The following is a 17,370-nucleotide window of genomic DNA, read 5'->3' as shown; positions in this document are numbered from 1 at the left end:
TTATGCACGATTCGAAAAAGTGGTGTAAAATACAGCTTAATACAAAGACTAAAAAGAGAAAAACAATGACTGTCAAAAAGAGTAAGAAAACACAATCGTCATCTATTTTATACTTTTTCCTAATCGCAATGATTTTTGGTAATTTTGCGATGCTCTACCTACTTCATAAGAAATTCTTAGTTTTAGAAGATACTCTTGTCACTCATGAAGAAACGATAGACTTTCTAAAAAATAAGAAGGTAGACACTTATGAAGTCCCTTCTAATTCTGAAACTCCTGATAATCGTAAATTAGATGAGGCTAACTATACGACCATCCCTCTTAAAGAAAGACTTAAGTTTTCAAACTTTTTCTTCTGTTCAGAAGAAGAGGAAAAAACTGTAATGAAATTCTCTCCGGCTGGATTTATTAAGATATGGCCAAATACTCTAAAAGATCCGATGATAGCGATTCATAAGCCTAATAGCGATTCAGGGTATTTTTCAATTCGTGGAAATGAAGTAAAAATCCAACACATGGAAGACGGTGTTTCTAAAGAGTTCACTGCGAAAGAAATTGAAGTTGATAAAAATAAAATGATTGTAGCGCTTACAATTGAAAATCAAAATTTTTCAATACTAAAGTGTCCGCCAATTTACAATGGCCTAGACTAACGAAGTAATTCTTTCACATTTTCTTCGATAGAGGACGATAACTCTATCGAAGAGCAATTAGATTTCATTATTAGTATAATAGCATTTCGAATTCTGGATATTAAAATCCTAAAATTTAGTAGATAGTCTTTAATATTATTTTCTATAAAGTACTCTATAATCATTGGAAGCCCTACTCCAATAATCATGTGATACCACATAAATTGAAATGCTTTTACTTTGGAAATTTTATACTTTTTAGGTTTTTCAAAACTCCCCCTAAAGCCAAAAATAACCTTCGTGTTCGAGGCAACTGAAATATTATTTCTAAGAGCGCTTATCGGAAGAAGATACTTCTTAGAATAGTGCTGTCTTGTAAAATCATATATTGCATCTTTGTCTAATCCAAAAAGACCATCGTAATCTTGTCGTTTTTCAACTCCTAACCTTAGAGGGTATGGATATAGACCCCCCTTGCTATCTACAATCGGAGAATCGTCTGAGATAATATCAACGTCATACTTTTTCAACAAATGAAGCAAGGTCGTGCTCTTCCCTCCCTTAGAGGGTAGAATTAAAATATAATTCGTCTTATCATATACAAATGCACATGCATGAATTTTATGAAAACCAATACTATCTAGATACTTTCCTGAACGAGACTGAATAATTAAGAATATTAATTCATAAACCAAATCTTGATTTTTAGAAAATAAAGTAAAAGTTCTATTCTTATAATCCAAAACCGTTGTGGCCTTAGAATAATAATCATTATACCTAATCCCATCCGAATCATAAGTCATAGAATTGGCAGATTGTTTTACAGGATAGAGATTCTTGGGAATTTTTCCATGTGGCTCCTCTTCAATCCAGCTAATAGCAAGGCCCTGACTTCCCTCCAGTCTATCAACCAGAAAATAGCTAAAGTCACTTCTAACTTTTTTATAAAGCTCTTCGTTTAAGCCTTCGACGGAAATATTAAAGCCATGAATATTTATTAAAATCTTAGTTCTTTCTTGCATTAGGTAGAATTATACCTGAAATCATGCCTAAGGAGAAACCCAAATGAATAACAACTATAACTAAGCAAGAATACACACATTCACTTAAATTTCTAACTTCTTTTAATTTTAAAAGTGTAAAAATACTTAATAAGAAATGTAAGACAACCAATAGAGAAAAACTTATTGGAGAATAGACTAACGTAACAGGAGTGATTAATCCGCATAAAATAGGTATTAGAAAAAAGAAGTGATAATTTCGCCTACTCTTTAAAATAATTTTCGTTCGTGCACATCCGGCCCTTAAGTGCAGCTTAAACAACTCCCACACCTTGACCCTTCGATAGTGAAAAACATAGAGATCAGGGAAATAGTAAAGAGATTGTCCAGAAACAGCTAATCTATTTAACAAGTCACATTCTTCTGCCCTCATTATCTTTTCATCGAAGTAATATTGCAAAGGACCAAGAGCGGCTCGTTTTACCCACAAGTTACAAAGAGTCAAATCAAGCTCTGTTGCTTTTAGGTTCATACTTGTATTTCTATTATGGCGTCTATAGGTTGCGCCTGTGACAAAGGGTGAACTCAATACAGAACTTACTAACTCCTGAGCTCTCCCCTCTTCTGAACGAGGTTGATCTGGTCCACCAAAGACATCAGGACAGTGCTCTTGAATAATCTCCTGTGAGTAACTAAAGTAATCTTTATTTGGAATGATGTCGTCATCTAAGAACAACACATACTCTGCTTCTGAATGAGAAATCAAAAGATTACGGCTCACTCCTGGCATTAGTTTAGTAGCTACTTCAACTATCTTTATAGGTAGTTTTCTTTGGAAGGACCTAACGAGTTCCATTGTTTCATGATCTTCAGAATGAACAATGATATAAATATTTTTAAGATTTTGCAGAGGGGCTATATTATCAAAATAACTTAATAGCTTGCTAAATAGCTCGTGTCTAAAGTAGGAAGCACAAAGTATATCGTATTGTGGATTAATCATTTTTTATAAAATCCAAGACAACCGTTTCTAGATTCTTAAGCTCTTCAGTATTTCTATAGTAAAAAACCATTCTTTCATTAGGATAAATACTCTTTTCACAAGGGGTAGGACCATAGAGAGCAATCGTTCTCTTGCCAAGAATATTAGCAACATGAAGACCAAGGCTATCTAACGTAATGATAGTTTCACATTTTGCAATCCAAGAAATATATTCATTTATGCTATCAAACCCTTCTTGCCAAGAGACAGAGGAAGATTCATTAATTGCATCATACCAACTAGTCCAATACTCTTTTGGTAGAATCTTTTGAGGCCACTTAGGTCCTGCCTTCCAATTGAGCCCATATTTATAAATTGGGGACGTCTTAAGTTTTGAATTAATTCTAAGTTCGCTCAACTCAGTTTTTATATTAAAGTATTCATAAAACTTCTGCTCAATGGAATAATCATCAAGAATTGGAAATTGAACTACGCTACTACTGTCATGCCCAATTTTTCGAATCGTACTGCTCGAAGTAAATCCGTATACATTGCCACCTTCTATTGAGTAACCTTTTTCAAGATTTAAAACTATGTCGTACGAAGACTTGTCAATAATATCCTGTCCAATTATCTTCAAACCAATTTCTTTATCAAAGACATCAAAAAGCTCGAGTGCTTTATGATCAGTTAACCAATCAATGCTCCACATATTGGAAGGAAATCCACTGCAAACAATTGGAATAGTCCTTAAAACGTCTCCAAGACTACAAATTTCTCCACTAACTTGCTCAGCAAATGTTTCACTATGACCTGTTTTGATAATTAATATTTTTTCCACACCTAATTATAGTTGAATAGTCTAACGGTTGCATTAAGATTTATAGCGTTGATCTTTGACACAAGTTGTCCAGAATCTTATAATGCTTAAATGCTACAACAAGTTACTCTTCCAGAAAATTACAACTATATTGGAGTCTTCCTCACACTAGGTTGCAACTTGAGCTGTAGCTACTGTATTAATCATACTGTAGGACTTAATCAGAGAAGAAAACACCTTACTGGTGAGCAATGGTCTGAAGCCTTAAATAGATTAAGCTCTAGAGAAGATCTTCCTATCTCCCTTCAGGGCGGAGAACCTACAATACATCGAGACTTTTATAAAATTATTAATTCTATTTCTCCTAGCACTCGGATTGATCTTCTAACCAACATTCAATTTGATCCACAGACTTTCATGAACAATATTTCTAAAGATAAGTTCGATAGAGATCTTCCATATCCGGCAATTAGAGTTAGTTACCATCCAGAGACGATGGATTTAGACGAGACAATTAACAAAGTAAAAATCCTTCATGACTCAGGTTATTCAATAGGTCTTTTTTGTGTTGATCACCCAGAATCTTCGGCCGATATTTCTCTGGCACAGGATCAATGTAGTAAAAACGGCCTCTTTTTTAAACTTAAAGAGTTTCTAGGTACACACAATGGAAAAGAATATGGTCAATATCATTACCCAAATGGTGTTTTTAAAGATGAAAATAATTTACAGACAGTAAGTTGTAAAACTTCTGAGCTTCTTATTTCTCCAGAAGGATATGTCTTCAGATGTCATCATGATCTTTACAATAAGAAGTCTCCAATTGGTGATATACTCTCGGATAGATTTCAAATTAAAAACGACTTTTCAGTCTGTAATTACTTCGGTCAATGCAATCCATGCGATGTAAAGCTCAAAAACAACAGGTTTCAAAGCTTTGGTCATTGCTCAGTTGAGATTAAGAATATTTAACACTGTTTCATTTACTCGGACACTTAAACCCCAAATATTAAGAGTTACTAAAAGGTAACCTTAATTTATTTTTTTCACTAAACTCATACCAATATTTTGTCGATTTACTAATATAACCCTTAATTGGTAACAAAATGCTCTACCTTTATGAAGAACTAGAAAAAACAACAAATACTGGATGCTGGCAAGTTGATCTAGTAACCAATGAGCTTTTTTGGTCCCCTCAAACTTATAGAATACATGGAATTGAAATTGGCGAGAAAATGGATGTTGACTCAGCAATAAATCACTACCATCCGGAAGATAGAAGTAAAATAACCGAATTATTCAATAATCTAGTTCAAAACCTTGAAGAATTTAGAGCTATCCTTAGAATTATTGATAATAATGGAAATGTAAAATACGTTGAATCTTATGGAAAACCTCTATTCACAGATAATAAATTAACTGCTGTTTTTGGTACGTTCAAAGATGTAACAAAAGAAGTTTCAATCGTAAGCTCAAAAAGAAGTATTTCCAATGAGTTTTTTAAATATAAGCAATCTCTTGAGAATTTTTTCATTGTGGCCCATACCGACAAGAGCGGTGTCATTACTCATGTAAATGATAAGTTCTGTGAAATATCCAAATATTCGAGAGAAGAAATCATAGGAAAAACTCACCGTTTAATCTCTTCAGGACTTCATCCTAAATCATTTTATCATGAGCTATGGAAAAAGATCCTAAAGGGAGAGATTTGGACAGGACAATTTTGTAATAAGGCAAAAGATGGTAAGCTCTACTGGGTCGAAACCTTTATCTTCCCTAAATTGGATATTCATAAAAATATAACAGGATTCACTGCTCTTCGTTACGATATCACTGAAGAGAAAGAAATAGAAAAAGAGCTTGCGGCCGAAAAAGAAAGAGCTTCATTTTCCGCACAACTGGCGGCAGTCGGAGAAATTTCAGCGGGAATTGCTCATGAAATAGCAAACCCACTCTCTATCATTTCAGGTCAAACAAAAATAATTCCTAGAATTATGGAAAATCCTCAAAAGTTTCAAAAATCTCTTGATTCAATTGATAAGGCATCTAAGAGAATTGAAAAAATCATTAAGGGACTTCATCACTTATCTCAAAAATCTAGAGATAACGGATTTTATAATACAAACTTATCAACAATTGTAAGTAATACTCTCGAGTTCTGTGAAGAAGCCATGAGAAGTATGCAAATTAAATTAATCTATGAGCTACCAAAAAATCAAATCGAAATTTTTTGTAATGAAACTCAAATCTCTCAAGTCTTATTAAATCTTATTAATAATGCTAAAGATGCGATCAAGGAATCTACAGTAAAAGAGAATTGGATAAAGATAGATTTTGTAGAAGATTATGAGCATGTAAAAATACACGTTATTGACTCTGGTCCTGGTATTGCGCCAGAAAATAGAGAGAAATTAACACAATCATTCTTTACAACAAAGCCAATTGGAAAAGGTACAGGCCTAGGTCTCTCATTAGTAAACCGATTTGTTAAAGAGCATAATGGAGAATTTTATTTAAATGATTCTTTTAACAATACATGCTTTACAATTATTCTTCCAAAGGCCAAAGCACAAGCAGCCTAGTTTCAGATAGTTACTCAGCTCTGTTTCATTGCCAATCCAGTTTCCCTTGGGTACTATTTTTCACATAATTTTTAGGGAGAGAAAATGAAGCTACTATTAATGCTAGCACTAATATTTAATATCAGTGCCTTCGCAAAAGAAATTAAAATATTAGACGTTTATAATAACTATGATTCAGAAACAAATGAATTTCTAATAGATGTTGACCAAGACCTAGTAATTAAAAAATTTCACAAAGATACCTATAGTGGTTCTAATTTGATTGAAAGAGAAAGCTTTGAAGTTTCAAAAGTTCTTGAAGGTGGTTTGGTTCTTGAAAGACGACAAGGTCTTGAGGCCATTAAGCTGTATGCAAAAGAATTTTCAGTACAAAATGGAGCTAAATTAGAAGTTCAGTACTTAATCAATGGAGCGACAGGAAGAAGAAACTCTCTTCATATTAAACTTGAGAAAGATTATACAGGAAATTGGATGTTATTTTCTGAAGCACAAGAAGAAATTTCTCAAATGAACGTTATAGTAAACAGGCAATTTGGGATGCTTATTGGCATAAGAGAAATCATTTTCAATTAGACAAAAGTAACTTTAAGCTTCCTTCAACTAAAGAAAAGAAGGAAGCCTGATCAATCGCTTTTTCTGTGTTATTTCTAGATGCGATAAAACACTCCCACTCTTTATTTCTTTCTATTAAGTACGCCATATATATAACGCCAGGCTCAGAACCCCCTTTATAACCTGCATACTCAACCTTATTCTTATCAATAAAAGGTGTATTATAAGAAAGTATCTTCTCTATTTCAGAACTATTCTGTTCTTTTAAAGATTTATATAAAGTACAAATCTCTTCTGCCGAGGAGAACCATTCTATCTCATTTGTATAAAGTGGTGTATCTCCCCATTTTGTAATTCCTTTAATTAACTCTTCATGACTCTTAGACTTCAGTCCTTCGAGAATTTTTAATCTCTCTGAGCGAGAACTTTTAGAGTAGTTTGCAACATCCACTTTAGAAAGAAATGCCCGAGTTCTGAACATTTCCATCGTCGAGAGAAAAGGAAAATTCTTTGGATTAGAAATATTTAGGCGACGAAGTAACTTCTCCACTTCCAATTTTCCAAGATATGCTAACAAGTGATCAGTAGCAGTATTATCTGATATTTCTATCATTTTTCTTGCAAACTGATAAAGTGTTCTCTTTTGACCACTTGGTATATTTTGCATATCACCTGATGGTAAAGATTTGAACTCATCTTTAATTTCAAGTTCATCGTCCCAGCTTGCACTAGTATTTTTAATCTTCTCACTTAAGGCCAATAGTATATAGAGCTTAAAAGTAGAGCCTAATGGAAGTTGAATATCTTCATTAAAAGAAAAAATAGAACTCTTACCCAGCTTTTTAAAAAGCATTGCATTTATTCCATCAGATTTCTCTAAAATACTCTTTAGCTCTTCTTTCGTATTTAACTCAATAGGTGGAGCAATTTCCCCCTTAAACAAAAGTCCCACTATAAGTCCTGAGTCGCTTGAAGTTGAAATACTAAATTTTAGCTTCTTTGAATGATTCGTTATTAACTGGGCCGAATGACTATCTAACAAATTTATCTCAAGTCCATTGCAGCTACCATAGCTTGTTACAATATAATCAACAACAGACTGAAACTTTTCTAGAGATATCTCTTCGATAAAAGATTTATCAAAATGTTTTTCGTAATCGAGCTTAGAATCTTTCTTTAAAATACTACATAGATATTTTGACTCTCTTTCAATATTTCCAGAAAGACTTTCTAGCCCACTAGTCCATAGACCACTTATTTTTTTTTCTGAGTCGTAGTGCAGAGTGAATTTATTATAGAAGTTCTTTGTCTTAACACTGACTTGTAATGAATCATCCTCATTCTTTTTACTTGAAACCGAAACACATTTACCGTAGCTATCCAATTGTTTATTAAAAAATGAAGTATATTTAGAAAACGGAAACCCCGCTATAAAGTCCTCACTAAAACTATTGTGATAAAACTCTTTTGTAATACTTTGATTAAAACTATCACAGACAATTTTCTCAAAGTGAGCCGATTGTGCAAATACGGATATATTTAAAAGAAAAAGCAACATAAGTTTCATAGTATTTTTCCTATCGATTCGTGAAGTCTGAGCAGTGCTACCGGCATTGGAAGTTTATCCCAATCCAAAGAGAGAATAGACTTTAAATATACATTTGCTCTTTGTTCGTTATTTTCAAATATATCTTCTCGCTGCTTTAAGACTTCAATATTTGAAGTGCAGTTTTCTCCGGCACTAACACCCTTTCCTAATGCATTAAATGCTAAACATCCAAAAGGTTTAGACTCAGGTGAGATTGAACAGCCCTTAGGGCCACTATTATAAAAAGGGCACGTATAAGTTCTTCGAAAAGAACTACCCTGACCTGTGGATATTTCATAATCGAGTCTATTATTTTTGATAACTTCATTTAGTCTAGATATGAGAGAATCATTCCACATCTCTTTATCATGTAAGTATATGTAGAGCTCAAGCGTTTGCACACCATCAGTTTGCATTGAGTTAGAAATAAACGTACAGCAACAACCTGTACATGATTGGCAATTAACACCAGAAGCTTCAAGCTCTCGCATAGAATCTATTAACACTTTTCTGCGAGTTGAATTATCAACAAGCTCTTGAGCATGTATTAATTGTGCATATAAATCTTTTGCTTTTTCAATCATTTCACTTAATTATCTTAAAAATATCAATTAGTTAAGCTCATTGGAACTTATTACAGAGTGACAAAATCTATAAATTTAAGGTAGATAGGTATGTAAAGGAGTTACAAAATGGGAATTAAAGCGATAGCGATAAGTATGGTCATAGTAATGGCACTTGTATTCATCCTCTACCGTCCAGTTAGAAATAAAGAAAAAATAAGAACAAAGCTTGAAGTTGACTACTTTGAAGCACTCAAATCTAAGTCAGAAAATGTAAAAGATGTTGGTATTTTATACTACGAGAATCTCGGGCTTAACCGCGATAGCGCTTTAGTTGAAATAGAAAAAGATTTATTAGCATAATAAAAAAGTGGCCTTAGTTAAAAAGGCCACAGGATAGATTACTTTGTTGTAAGTTTTACTTTAAGCTTAACATCATCGTGAATCAACTTATCTCCAAGTCCTTGAAAGAAACTTCCTGACTTATATTTGATATCATAATGAGTTCTATTAAATTTAATCTCAGCATCAGCAGTTACGACCTTTCCATCCTTAGAAACATTTGCTCTAAAGATCACAGGCTTTTTAATTCCTTTAATAGTTAAATCAGCAAAAACATCATAGTGTCCACCTTTTCCAAGTCTTGAATTAGTAATAACTAATTTTGCTGTTTTAAATTTGCTTGTTGAAAAGAAATCATCAGAGTGAAGGTGATTTACAAACTTTGTATTATACTCTTTCGATTCGATATCATCACAAGTGATTTTAGTCATATCAATTACAAACTCTCCTCCCTCAAGAGAATTACCATTCATAATTAAATTTCCGCTTTTAATTTCAACTTTACCGTTATGAGCTCCTGTCACCTTTGTTGCAAACCATTCAACTTTAGACTTTGAAGAGTCTACTGATAATGATGTTGCGGCAAATGATGTTGAAACAAATAAAGATAAGGCCAGTGTTTTTATGATAGTTTTCATTTTGATCTCCTTTTTAATCCACTAAAGCTTAGAATAGTAATAGATCTGATACAACTAAAATTGCCAAAGTTTACAAAGAACTGACAATTGTCTAAAGGATTCAGTTCTTTTAATATAAAACAACATGGAAAAACTACTAACTAAATTCATTTACCTTATTTTACAAGTTCTAAGGCTTACGTACAGGTTTGAATATAGAAATAGTGACGCTATAGGCCTATCGAGAAATAAGTCCGAATATAATTCTTTTATTCTTGCATCCTGGCATCAAAATATACTCTCTCTCTTACTTGGTCACACTCAGAACAAATTCGCCATGATCGTTAGTCATTCAAAAGACGGAGAATACGTCTCCAATATATGTCACTCATTTGGGCATACTCCTGTCAGAGGAAGCTCTTCGAGAGGAGCTATTAAGTCACTTATAGAGGCAATACAAAAGGTTAAAGACGGCCTGCCACTCGCAATTACAGTCGATGGACCAAGAGGTCCCATCTTTGATGTAAAACTGGGAGTTTTTGAAATTGCCAAGAAATCTCAAACCCCTATCATCCCTGTGTGCATAGTCCCTACTTCATTTTGGTCGATTAATAGTGCATGGGACAAATTCAGAATACCAAGGCCATTTAGCAAAATTATTATTCAATACGGCGAGACTATCTCCGTTGAGGAGAATACTGATAAGAACCAATACCCTCTAATGGCCGAAAAATTAAAACACTCTCTGATCGAACAAGAAGAGAAAATTGCCTCAAGCTTTACATAAATCCAGTACTTAAGTATTCTTACTACATGGAAAACTTAAAAGAAAAACTATCTTCTGAAAAAGAAGCTGCCTCGTGGAAAATCCTTGAAGAGCATCATGAAAGAGAAGCTCTTCTAATAGTAGACAAAGAACTTGACCTAATTGAAGTTGGTATTTCTATTGCCAATGATGAAGTTGCTAAAGTTAAAGATTGGCTAACCTCCCAGCAATTAATGAGACCCGATGAACAAATGGTTTTAGATTTTGCAGAAGACGATAGCATGTCCTTCGAATTTATTATTATTCAACCCTACGTTCTTGCTCAAAAGAAAGAGGAATAAAATGAAATATTTTTTTGTTATAATCTCACTACTCACTCTAACTTCATGCATGGATACAAGCGAGCCTAAAGGCCTAGGACTTAGTGTTCAAAAACTTGGAAAAATTAGTGGGTTTGCCCTAAAGCCATGTACAAAAGGAAACTGTGTGGTTTCTTTTAAAGAAAACTCTCCTGAAAAACAATATATTGAGCCCATCAAATATATCGAACCGAAGGCTAAATCTTATGAGAAGGTTATGGCCATTGTTCTAAAAGATAAGTCTTTAAATGTAATTGAAACAAAAGATAATTACATTAGAGCTAAGCAAGTTCTTTATGGAAAATTAATCTCTGACATTGAGTTTTACTTTGGCCTTAATAAATATGTTCACATGAGAATGGAAATGAGAGGAGTACCTCACGACCTTGGCAACGGAAGAAGGCTTCTTGAGAAGCTACGCTTTAAGTATCAGCAAAATGATTACTAAAGTTGTTCAAAATCTGAATTGTTTAAGTACTCGTTAGAATACTTCTTATAGCTAAGGTAGTGCTGTCCATACTGCTTTAGCTCTTTATCACTTAACTGTCTTTTCACTACCGCAGGACTTCCAACTATAAAACTTCCGGCAGGAAATACTTTTCCAGGAGGAACAAGTGAGCCAGCAGCAACGAGAGAGTTCTTTCCAATTACAGCTCCATCTAAAATAGTTGCCCCCATTCCAATCAAACAATTATCTTCAATCGTACAGGCATGCAAAGTTACACTATGGCCAACGCTCACTCCACTTCCAATATTCAAAGGCAGTTGCTCAACTACATGAAGCATACAAAGGTCCTGAATATTAGTTCCTTCACCAATAGTAATTTTATTAACGTCACCTCTAACAACAGTTCTAAACCAGAGGCTAGAACCTCTACCTAACTCAACTTGCCCAATAACGTCACAAGATGGTGCTATGAAAACATCTTTATCAATAATAGGAATGTAGTTTTTAAATCGATATAGAGGCACAATTTCTCTCGTGTTTAGATAAAAAAAAAGCTCCTTTCGGAGCTAAGTTATTACCAAGGTAATTTTGAAATATAAGCAGCAAGATCTTTAAAATCATTACCTTCTAATTTCTTTAGATATGGCATCATCACTTTATTAACACGTGCTTCACTTTTCATATCTACTAGTTGTTTTTCAATATACCAGGCCATCTGCCCACCAATCTTAGGAGCATTCTGTGATTTTTTTCCGTCACCTTTCTTTCCATGACAAACAACACACGCCTTATAAAGTTCACTTCCGTGAACTAGCTGTGGTGTATCAAGTACAACAAGCGGTCCTTCTTCAACAGCAGCTTCTTCTTCTTTAACAGGATTAAGCAGTGCCAATCTTTTTTCTTCAAGCTCTTTTAGTTCTTGAAGATGGGCCTTGTGAGAAGCTTCTTTCTTTATAATATCAAACTGCTCGTTAGAAACTGGCACATTTTTATATTTATCGAAGCTAATAGCAATTACTAGTGCAATTAAAACTACACCAAAAGTTACCAACCTAGTCATGAGATCTCCTGACTCAAAATTATCATTTACGTATGTATAAGTGAGCAAAGTATATATTATCACATCACTATTGGCAATTTGTATGCAAAGCGTAAACTACTTTTTCATCTCTTTCTCAAGTTCAGAGATACTTGAAACAACCGTCAAAAGTTTAAGATGGTCATCCGATAGAAAACCTTCTTTATTTATAAGCTTAAAGTGAGCAATCAAGTGATCAAAAAAACTGTTGTAATTAAGCAGGTAGCAAGGCTTTTTGTGGTATTTTAGCTGTGCCCAAGTCAGTATTTCACACAACTCATCCAGAGTTCCAAACCCTCCCGGAATAGCCACAAACGCATCTGACCATTCATACATAATCTCTTTTCTTCGATGCATCGAATCAACAATTTCAAACTTAGTTAGTCCATCATGGGCCACTTCCCAGTCTACTAGAGATTGTGGCATTACTCCCCAGACCTCAGATTTATTCTCAAGCATTTGATTGGCAATTGCTCCCATTACACCAATAGATGCTCCCCCATACACAAGGTTCATATCCATTGAACTTAAAGAATTTCCAAGCTCTTTGGCCATTTCTACATAATGAGCTTCTTTTCCTGCGCTAGAACCACAAAATACACAAATATTTTTCATCATCTTCCTATATTTAAATTAATTTTAATTTTTCTTTATTTATATAATGCTTAGTTAGTTTTTTATCAAAGAAGAAAAAATATTCCGTATTACCAGTTTTCCCTTTAATAGGTGAGATAATCGCATCTTTAATAAAGAGACCATTATCTAAACACCAATCGTATAGTGATTCTAATGAATCGAGTCTGGCCTTATTATCTTTAACAATTCCGCCTTTTCCAATATTCTCTTTGCCCACTTCAAATTGGGGCTTCACTAAAGCAATGATTAGTCCATCATCCTTAACAAGATTTTTAATATTAATAAGAGTCAGCTTTAAAGAAATGTAAGACAAGTCAACAACAGCAAGATCTACAAGCTCCTCAAGCTCTAGAGGAAACTTAATATTCACTCCCTCTAAATTTGTAACTCTTTTGTCCTCTCGAAGTGACTTAGCAAGCTGATCATGACCTACATCAATTGCAACAACACTGGACGCACCTTTTTTAAGTACATAATCAGTAAATCCACCTGTACATGCTCCAACATCGGCCACGGAGAGATTTTCGACATCCACACCAAACTGTATCAATGCTCCTTCAATTTTGTGAGCACCTCTTCCTACAAAGAGAACTTCTTTGCGTACTTCAAGGTCATCTTGTGAAACTAAGAATGAAGCTTTCGTTACTAATTTATTCTGGTAAAAAACCACTCCCTCTTTAACTAACTGAGCGGCCTGCGATCTAGTAGAAACAAGATTTAATTGTACTAAGACTTTATCAACTCTTTCTTTCATTTAATTTAGTGATGGAGCAATTCGAATAAGAACTTCTTGACCAGTTTTATCATCAAAGACTAGTTCCTTTTCAGTGTTAAGCTTAATTGTAAAATCATTTTGATTAATACTTTTAATAATATTCCCCCTAGAGTTGTAGATATTTCCAGTCAGGGCTATTAAGGGACTTGGACCAAAGTCATTCAAGTTTTGAACGAAGAATGCCTTAAACTCGACACCCACTCCATTTTTCATAGAGATTAAAAACTTCTCTCCATTTTCCAATCGCTTTATTTCATGAACTTCACTAACAAGGATATGTCCCTCACCAGCATCTAATGCCTTCTTATATATGATTCCTAAATTTAGAATAATCATTGAGTAGGCGCTCGACTGAACCAAAAATAGTAAGGTAAGTATAAATAGCTTTAGAATTCTTTTATTTTGCATAGAGCTAGTCTATTATCTTTCTATTGAAAACTCAAAAAGATTAAATATGAAAAAGCTAAACTTGAAGATATTGTGGCTAGGACTCGGGATAACTTATATTATCGCCATGTTTTACTTTTCTTTAAGGTATGAAAAGCCTGGAAAACCACCTTTTGAGCATTTTGATAAGATACTCCACTTTAATGCCTATCTCTTACTTATGGGTTATTTCTCACTAACCCATGAGAAAAAGAATCACTTTAAGCTTCTAATTACTTTTGTACTTATGGGTATTTCCATTGAATTTCTTCAACTAGCTTCAGGATACCGATCATTTGAACTACTTGATGTTGTAGCAAATACTGCAGGCCTAATCTGTGGCGGAATAATATCTAGAACTTATTTTCCAAATCTTATTACAAAGCTAGACTCTTTACTCTATGTTGATAACACCTGAAAATATTTTCTGAGCTTTTCCACAAAGAAAGACATTCCCCTCTTCAAACAAGACCCTAAGCTCTCCACCCATGACTTTAATACCTATCGAATCTATTTCTTTAAAGAGCTTTCTATAGGCAATCGCACTTGCTACGGCACCAGTTCCACAGGCTAAAGTCTCACCCTCAACCCCTCTTTCATAGGTTCTTAAAGCAAGCGAGCCCTCACCCTGCACTTGAACAAAGTTCGCATTACAACCATCGACAAACCTTTCATCATATCTAACACGACTTCCAAGCTTAGAGATATCAAGCTCCTTAACCGAATCAACAAAGAATACACTATGAGCAACACCTGTGTTTACAAAGAAACTAGCATTACTCTCAAGAAGATCAGAGACTTCATATCTAGACTCATCGTAAAGCTCAGTCATCTGCAACTTAACTTCTCCGGACTTTAAAACCTCACTTTCATAAACACCATTTCTTGTTTTAAAAGAAAAGCTTCTCTTGTCGAATTGAATTTTGCTAGCAAAGGTAGTTAAGGCCCTTGCGCCATTTCCGCACATTCCAACCTCTCCACCATCAGCATTTAGATAGACCATTTCAAAATCATACTTACTGCTGTCGTTAAAAAATAAAACTCCGTCAGCACCAACACCAAAGCGTCGATCACAAACCTTCTGCCACAATTGCTTATTCTTAGGATCAAAAGAATTTGTCCTATTATCCACTACAACGAAGTCGTTACCTGTTGCGCAATACTTTTCAAATGATATCTTGCTGCTCATAGTCACCTTTTTTAGAAAATTCCCAATTTACATTATAACCAGAACATTTTATATTATGAAGTCAAACCAGCAATATATGGAGCATTAGCTCAGTTGGTTAGAGCCCCCGGCTCATAACCGGGTGGTCGCAAGTTCAAATCTTGCATGCTCCACCATTTTACATTGAACGAACTAAGCTTCCTCAATGTTTGAAAAGCCTCCTCTTTAGGGGGCTTTTTCATACCTAAATCAAAGAAAGTGGTATCATAAAAAATAATATTCTAAGAATTAAAATGAATTTTCTAATTCTTTGTTTTTTACATTATTGACCACCGCTTCTAACATTTTCAAAAGAGGCATAAATTTAAAGCTAAAATAATACTTTTATTGTTTAACCTCCCTTATCAACTCTCCTAGAAACTATGTTAAAATAGCAATATGTATGAGTATTATGAACAATTCTTAGCCTTCTATAAGTCATTGGCTCCAAAATCGATTTCAACCAATAAGTTTGCTATTATCTGTTTTCTGATTATTGCTCAGCTTCTTGTGGCAATTACCGTTAAGATTGCACAATTACTAATTATGAAAGAAAAAGACCTTGAGAAACGGATTAAATACCTTTGTTGGTTTTCAACAAGTTTTATAATTGGATTAATAATTCTATTTAGTGAAAACAAATCAATAGAATTAAAAACTCTTCCTCTCTACTCGTTCATTGCTATCTTTTTCTTTGCTCTCCAAAAGGTATCAATTTACTTTTTACGTAAAAAAAAAGATATGAGTAATTAATATGTCTGATAACAAAAAAATTTTAATTCTAGAACGAACTCATGAGCAATATAAACCTCTTTGGCTTTCTGTAGTACTTTACTTCATTACCTTTAGTGTTCCTTTTCTTGCATATAATGAGAGCCTTAGGAATCAAATAGCCTTATTTATTTTTTTATTCATTATTAGTACAATTGTTTCTTTCATATTCAGTAGAAAAGTTGTTTCGATTATGTTCTGTATAGACCGAGTCCTAATTACAAATAACTGCTTCGGAAAGATCCTCAACTACGAATGTGAATATAGAGATTTTTACTTCGCAGGTAGCTACTTACTCCCAAATTATATTACTCAATTTAAAATCAAGGGAAAAAGACTTTTCTTAGCAACTCATATTTTGAAACGAACAAAAACAGGAAATGAATTAGTTTATTCATTAAAAGTAACTCAGGACAATTCCACTTTAAAATTTGATTTAAAAAGTTTTCAATCAAGGGACTTATTTCTAGCTGAGTTATCAGATTGGTTAAGAAGAAATAAGATCAAACCATCTGTAGTAAAGACTTCAGTCTCTTGAGGATGAAATAAAGAAATTAAAGAAGATAGTTAAAAAATAGAGTTTAACTCAATACTTTAAACCCAAGTCTTCGGATTGGACCTATTTATGTCTAATTCAGAAATGGTTCCTGGAGACTTTTCTTAAAATAGAAGTTAATACTTAAGGATAAGAAAATAATTTATAAGTAGCTAAGTTGAAATCGCAGAACTTTTTTACATCTGATTCTTCTACAAATCTTGAAATGTACAAGTCTTCATCGAAAGCATCATGCCACTCAAGTAAAACTGTATCATCCTTGTAAACATGTATATGAATTCCTATTTCTGGCTCAGCTAGATTCATAGCTAATTCTGATAACTTCATACACATATCATTAGTTACTGATAGGTGAACACCATCTGAGTATGGCCAAATCGTACCTGGGGCAACCTTAGTGATCTTTGTAGATTTATATTCTTCAAAGAAAGACTCTAAATGCTCGGGAGCCGCACCACCTTCAAGTAATAATACAGAGCCTTCTGGTACAAGATCATAAATGGAGCGAAATAGCTTTACGGAATCTTCAACTCCTGTCACTCTCCAGTTTTCCCCTTTCAAAAGAGATATCCCTTTTAAGTCTTCTTTTTCCGGTATTCCAAATAATCTCTTCAATAATTTCATATATAACCATAACCTCAGTTGTTTCCTCACTAAATTATTCCAAGC

The 17,370-nt window shown here is 33.8% G+C and carries 24 protein-coding genes and 1 tRNA gene; 12 read left to right on the top strand and 13 right to left on the bottom strand.

Annotation, left to right across the window (positions count from 1 at the left end):
- Nucleotides 1-2: 2 nt before the first annotated feature.
- Nucleotides 3-653, top strand: coding sequence for a hypothetical protein (locus DPQ89_RS18185; RefSeq protein ID WP_164848533.1), 651 nt, complete (start codon nt 3-5; stop codon nt 651-653).
- On the opposite strand, the gene DPQ89_RS18180 is transcribed toward DPQ89_RS18185, so the two are convergent.
- Genes DPQ89_RS18180 through DPQ89_RS18170 form a run of 3 tightly spaced genes read right to left on the bottom strand, consistent with a single transcriptional unit; the run spans nt 650 to nt 3,456 of the window.
- The gene (locus DPQ89_RS18180; RefSeq protein WP_127718472.1) at nt 650-1,654 is read right to left on the bottom strand and encodes a hypothetical protein; all 1,005 of its coding nucleotides are present in this window, start codon (nt 1,652-1,654) and stop codon (nt 650-652) included. The genes DPQ89_RS18185 and DPQ89_RS18180 overlap by 4 nt on opposite strands.
- Nucleotides 1,638-2,636 carry a glycosyltransferase gene (locus tag DPQ89_RS18175; RefSeq protein WP_127718471.1) on the bottom strand — a complete coding sequence of 333 codons (999 nt, stop codon included), beginning with the start codon at nt 2,634-2,636 and terminating at the stop codon, nt 1,638-1,640. Before DPQ89_RS18175 ends, DPQ89_RS18180 begins: the two co-directional genes overlap by 17 nt.
- A complete protein-coding gene (locus DPQ89_RS18170; RefSeq protein ID WP_127718470.1) occupies nt 2,629-3,456 on the bottom strand; it encodes a glycosyltransferase family 9 protein in 828 nt (275 codons plus the stop codon). The genes DPQ89_RS18175 and DPQ89_RS18170 overlap by 8 nt, the downstream gene beginning before the upstream one ends.
- A gap of 90 nt (nt 3,457-3,546) precedes the next feature.
- On the opposite strand from DPQ89_RS18170, the gene DPQ89_RS18165 reads away from it, so the two are divergent.
- From DPQ89_RS18165 to DPQ89_RS18155, 3 genes are all read left to right on the top strand, one after another.
- Nucleotides 3,547-4,407 carry a radical SAM protein gene (locus DPQ89_RS18165; protein WP_127718469.1) on the top strand — a complete coding sequence of 287 codons (861 nt, stop codon included), beginning with the start codon at nt 3,547-3,549 and terminating at the stop codon, nt 4,405-4,407.
- A gap of 134 nt (nt 4,408-4,541) precedes the next feature.
- Entirely contained in the window at nt 4,542-6,017 is a 1,476-nt protein-coding gene (locus DPQ89_RS18160) for a PAS domain S-box protein (RefSeq protein ID WP_127718468.1), read from the top strand.
- Nucleotides 6,018-6,101: 84 nt separating this feature from the next.
- Nucleotides 6,102-6,590: a hypothetical protein gene (locus DPQ89_RS18155; RefSeq protein ID WP_127718467.1), complete on the top strand. Its 489-nt coding sequence runs from the start codon at nt 6,102-6,104 to the stop codon at nt 6,588-6,590.
- Here the strand turns inward: DPQ89_RS18155 and DPQ89_RS18150 are convergent.
- Both DPQ89_RS18150 and DPQ89_RS18145 read right to left on the bottom strand, forming a co-directional pair.
- Nucleotides 6,583-8,136, bottom strand: coding sequence for a serine hydrolase (locus tag DPQ89_RS18150; RefSeq protein WP_127718466.1), 1,554 nt, complete (start codon nt 8,134-8,136; stop codon nt 6,583-6,585). The genes DPQ89_RS18155 and DPQ89_RS18150 overlap by 8 nt on opposite strands.
- A complete protein-coding gene (locus tag DPQ89_RS18145; protein WP_127718465.1) occupies nt 8,133-8,741 on the bottom strand; it encodes a hypothetical protein in 609 nt (202 codons plus the stop codon). Before DPQ89_RS18145 ends, DPQ89_RS18150 begins: the two co-directional genes overlap by 4 nt.
- Before the next feature lie 108 nt (nt 8,742-8,849).
- Here DPQ89_RS18145 and DPQ89_RS18140 point away from each other — a divergent pair, with 108 nt between their 5' ends.
- Nucleotides 8,850-9,083: a hypothetical protein gene (locus DPQ89_RS18140; protein ID WP_127718464.1), complete on the top strand. Its 234-nt coding sequence runs from the start codon at nt 8,850-8,852 to the stop codon at nt 9,081-9,083.
- Between the two features lie 38 nt (nt 9,084-9,121).
- Here the strand turns inward: DPQ89_RS18140 and DPQ89_RS18135 are convergent, their stop codons facing one another.
- Nucleotides 9,122-9,700 carry a YceI family protein gene (locus tag DPQ89_RS18135; protein WP_127718463.1) on the bottom strand — a complete coding sequence of 193 codons (579 nt, stop codon included), beginning with the start codon at nt 9,698-9,700 and terminating at the stop codon, nt 9,122-9,124.
- Nucleotides 9,701-9,824: 124 nt separating this feature from the next.
- On the opposite strand from DPQ89_RS18135, the gene DPQ89_RS18130 reads away from it, so the two are divergent.
- The 3 genes from DPQ89_RS18130 to DPQ89_RS18120 are packed head-to-tail and all read left to right on the top strand — an operon-like array spanning nt 9,825 to nt 11,252.
- Nucleotides 9,825-10,466: a lysophospholipid acyltransferase family protein gene (locus tag DPQ89_RS18130; RefSeq protein WP_127718462.1), complete on the top strand. Its 642-nt coding sequence runs from the start codon at nt 9,825-9,827 to the stop codon at nt 10,464-10,466.
- A 26-nt stretch (nt 10,467-10,492) separates the two neighbouring features.
- Nucleotides 10,493-10,786, top strand: a complete 294-nt coding sequence (locus tag DPQ89_RS18125) for a DUF2288 family protein (RefSeq protein ID WP_127718461.1) — start codon at nt 10,493-10,495, stop codon at nt 10,784-10,786.
- A 1-nt stretch (nt 10,787) separates the two neighbouring features.
- On the top strand, nt 10,788-11,252 hold the full coding sequence (locus DPQ89_RS18120; RefSeq protein ID WP_127718460.1) for a DUF1499 domain-containing protein: 465 nt from the start codon (nt 10,788-10,790) through the stop codon (nt 11,250-11,252).
- Here DPQ89_RS18120 and DPQ89_RS18115 read toward each other — a convergent pair.
- From DPQ89_RS18115 to DPQ89_RS18095, 5 genes are all read right to left on the bottom strand, one after another.
- Nucleotides 11,249-11,776, bottom strand: a complete 528-nt coding sequence (locus DPQ89_RS18115; RefSeq protein ID WP_127718459.1) for a gamma carbonic anhydrase family protein — start codon at nt 11,774-11,776, stop codon at nt 11,249-11,251. The genes DPQ89_RS18120 and DPQ89_RS18115 overlap by 4 nt on opposite strands.
- Before the next feature lie 50 nt (nt 11,777-11,826).
- Nucleotides 11,827-12,312 carry a c-type cytochrome gene (locus DPQ89_RS18110; protein ID WP_127718458.1) on the bottom strand — a complete coding sequence of 162 codons (486 nt, stop codon included), beginning with the start codon at nt 12,310-12,312 and terminating at the stop codon, nt 11,827-11,829.
- Nucleotides 12,313-12,408: 96 nt separating this feature from the next.
- Entirely contained in the window at nt 12,409-12,945 is a 537-nt protein-coding gene (locus DPQ89_RS18105; protein ID WP_127718457.1) for a TIGR00730 family Rossman fold protein, read from the bottom strand.
- A gap of 13 nt (nt 12,946-12,958) precedes the next feature.
- Nucleotides 12,959-13,720, bottom strand: a complete 762-nt coding sequence (locus DPQ89_RS18100; RefSeq protein ID WP_127718456.1) for a TlyA family RNA methyltransferase — start codon at nt 13,718-13,720, stop codon at nt 12,959-12,961.
- Nucleotides 13,721-14,149: a hypothetical protein gene (locus DPQ89_RS18095; RefSeq protein WP_127718455.1), complete on the bottom strand. Its 429-nt coding sequence runs from the start codon at nt 14,147-14,149 to the stop codon at nt 13,721-13,723. It lies immediately after the preceding gene.
- A gap of 46 nt (nt 14,150-14,195) precedes the next feature.
- On the opposite strand from DPQ89_RS18095, the gene DPQ89_RS18090 reads away from it, so the two are divergent.
- Nucleotides 14,196-14,585 (top strand): VanZ family protein, encoded by a 390-nt coding sequence (locus DPQ89_RS18090; RefSeq protein WP_241558882.1) that lies wholly within the window; start codon nt 14,196-14,198, stop codon nt 14,583-14,585.
- On the opposite strand, the gene dapF is transcribed toward DPQ89_RS18090, so the two are convergent.
- Nucleotides 14,562-15,356 carry a diaminopimelate epimerase gene (gene dapF / locus DPQ89_RS18085; RefSeq protein WP_127718453.1) on the bottom strand — a complete coding sequence of 265 codons (795 nt, stop codon included), beginning with the start codon at nt 15,354-15,356 and terminating at the stop codon, nt 14,562-14,564. The genes DPQ89_RS18090 and dapF overlap by 24 nt on opposite strands.
- A gap of 78 nt (nt 15,357-15,434) precedes the next feature.
- On the opposite strand from dapF, the gene DPQ89_RS18080 reads away from it, so the two are divergent.
- The 3 genes from DPQ89_RS18080 to DPQ89_RS18070 all read left to right on the top strand — a co-directional run bounded on the left by DPQ89_RS18080 (nt 15,435) and on the right by DPQ89_RS18070 (nt 16,683).
- A tRNA-Ile gene (locus DPQ89_RS18080) sits at nt 15,435-15,511 on the top strand.
- Nucleotides 15,512-15,773: 262 nt separating this feature from the next.
- Nucleotides 15,774-16,127 (top strand): hypothetical protein, encoded by a 354-nt coding sequence (locus DPQ89_RS18075; protein WP_127718452.1) that lies wholly within the window; start codon nt 15,774-15,776, stop codon nt 16,125-16,127.
- A gap of 1 nt (nt 16,128) precedes the next feature.
- Nucleotides 16,129-16,683 carry a hypothetical protein gene (locus tag DPQ89_RS18070; RefSeq protein WP_127718451.1) on the top strand — a complete coding sequence of 185 codons (555 nt, stop codon included), beginning with the start codon at nt 16,129-16,131 and terminating at the stop codon, nt 16,681-16,683.
- A 141-nt stretch (nt 16,684-16,824) separates the two neighbouring features.
- On the opposite strand, the gene DPQ89_RS18065 is transcribed toward DPQ89_RS18070, so the two are convergent.
- Entirely contained in the window at nt 16,825-17,325 is a 501-nt protein-coding gene (locus tag DPQ89_RS18065) for a hypothetical protein (RefSeq protein ID WP_127718450.1), read from the bottom strand.
- Nucleotides 17,326-17,370: the final 45 nt, after the last annotated feature.

Source organism: Halobacteriovorax sp. HLS, from assembly GCF_004006665.1.
Lineage (GTDB): Bacteria > Bdellovibrionota > Bacteriovoracia > Bacteriovoracales > Bacteriovoracaceae > Halobacteriovorax.
The sequence above is the reverse complement of the archived record's forward strand: the minus strand, read 5'-3'. Positions and strand labels throughout refer to the sequence as shown.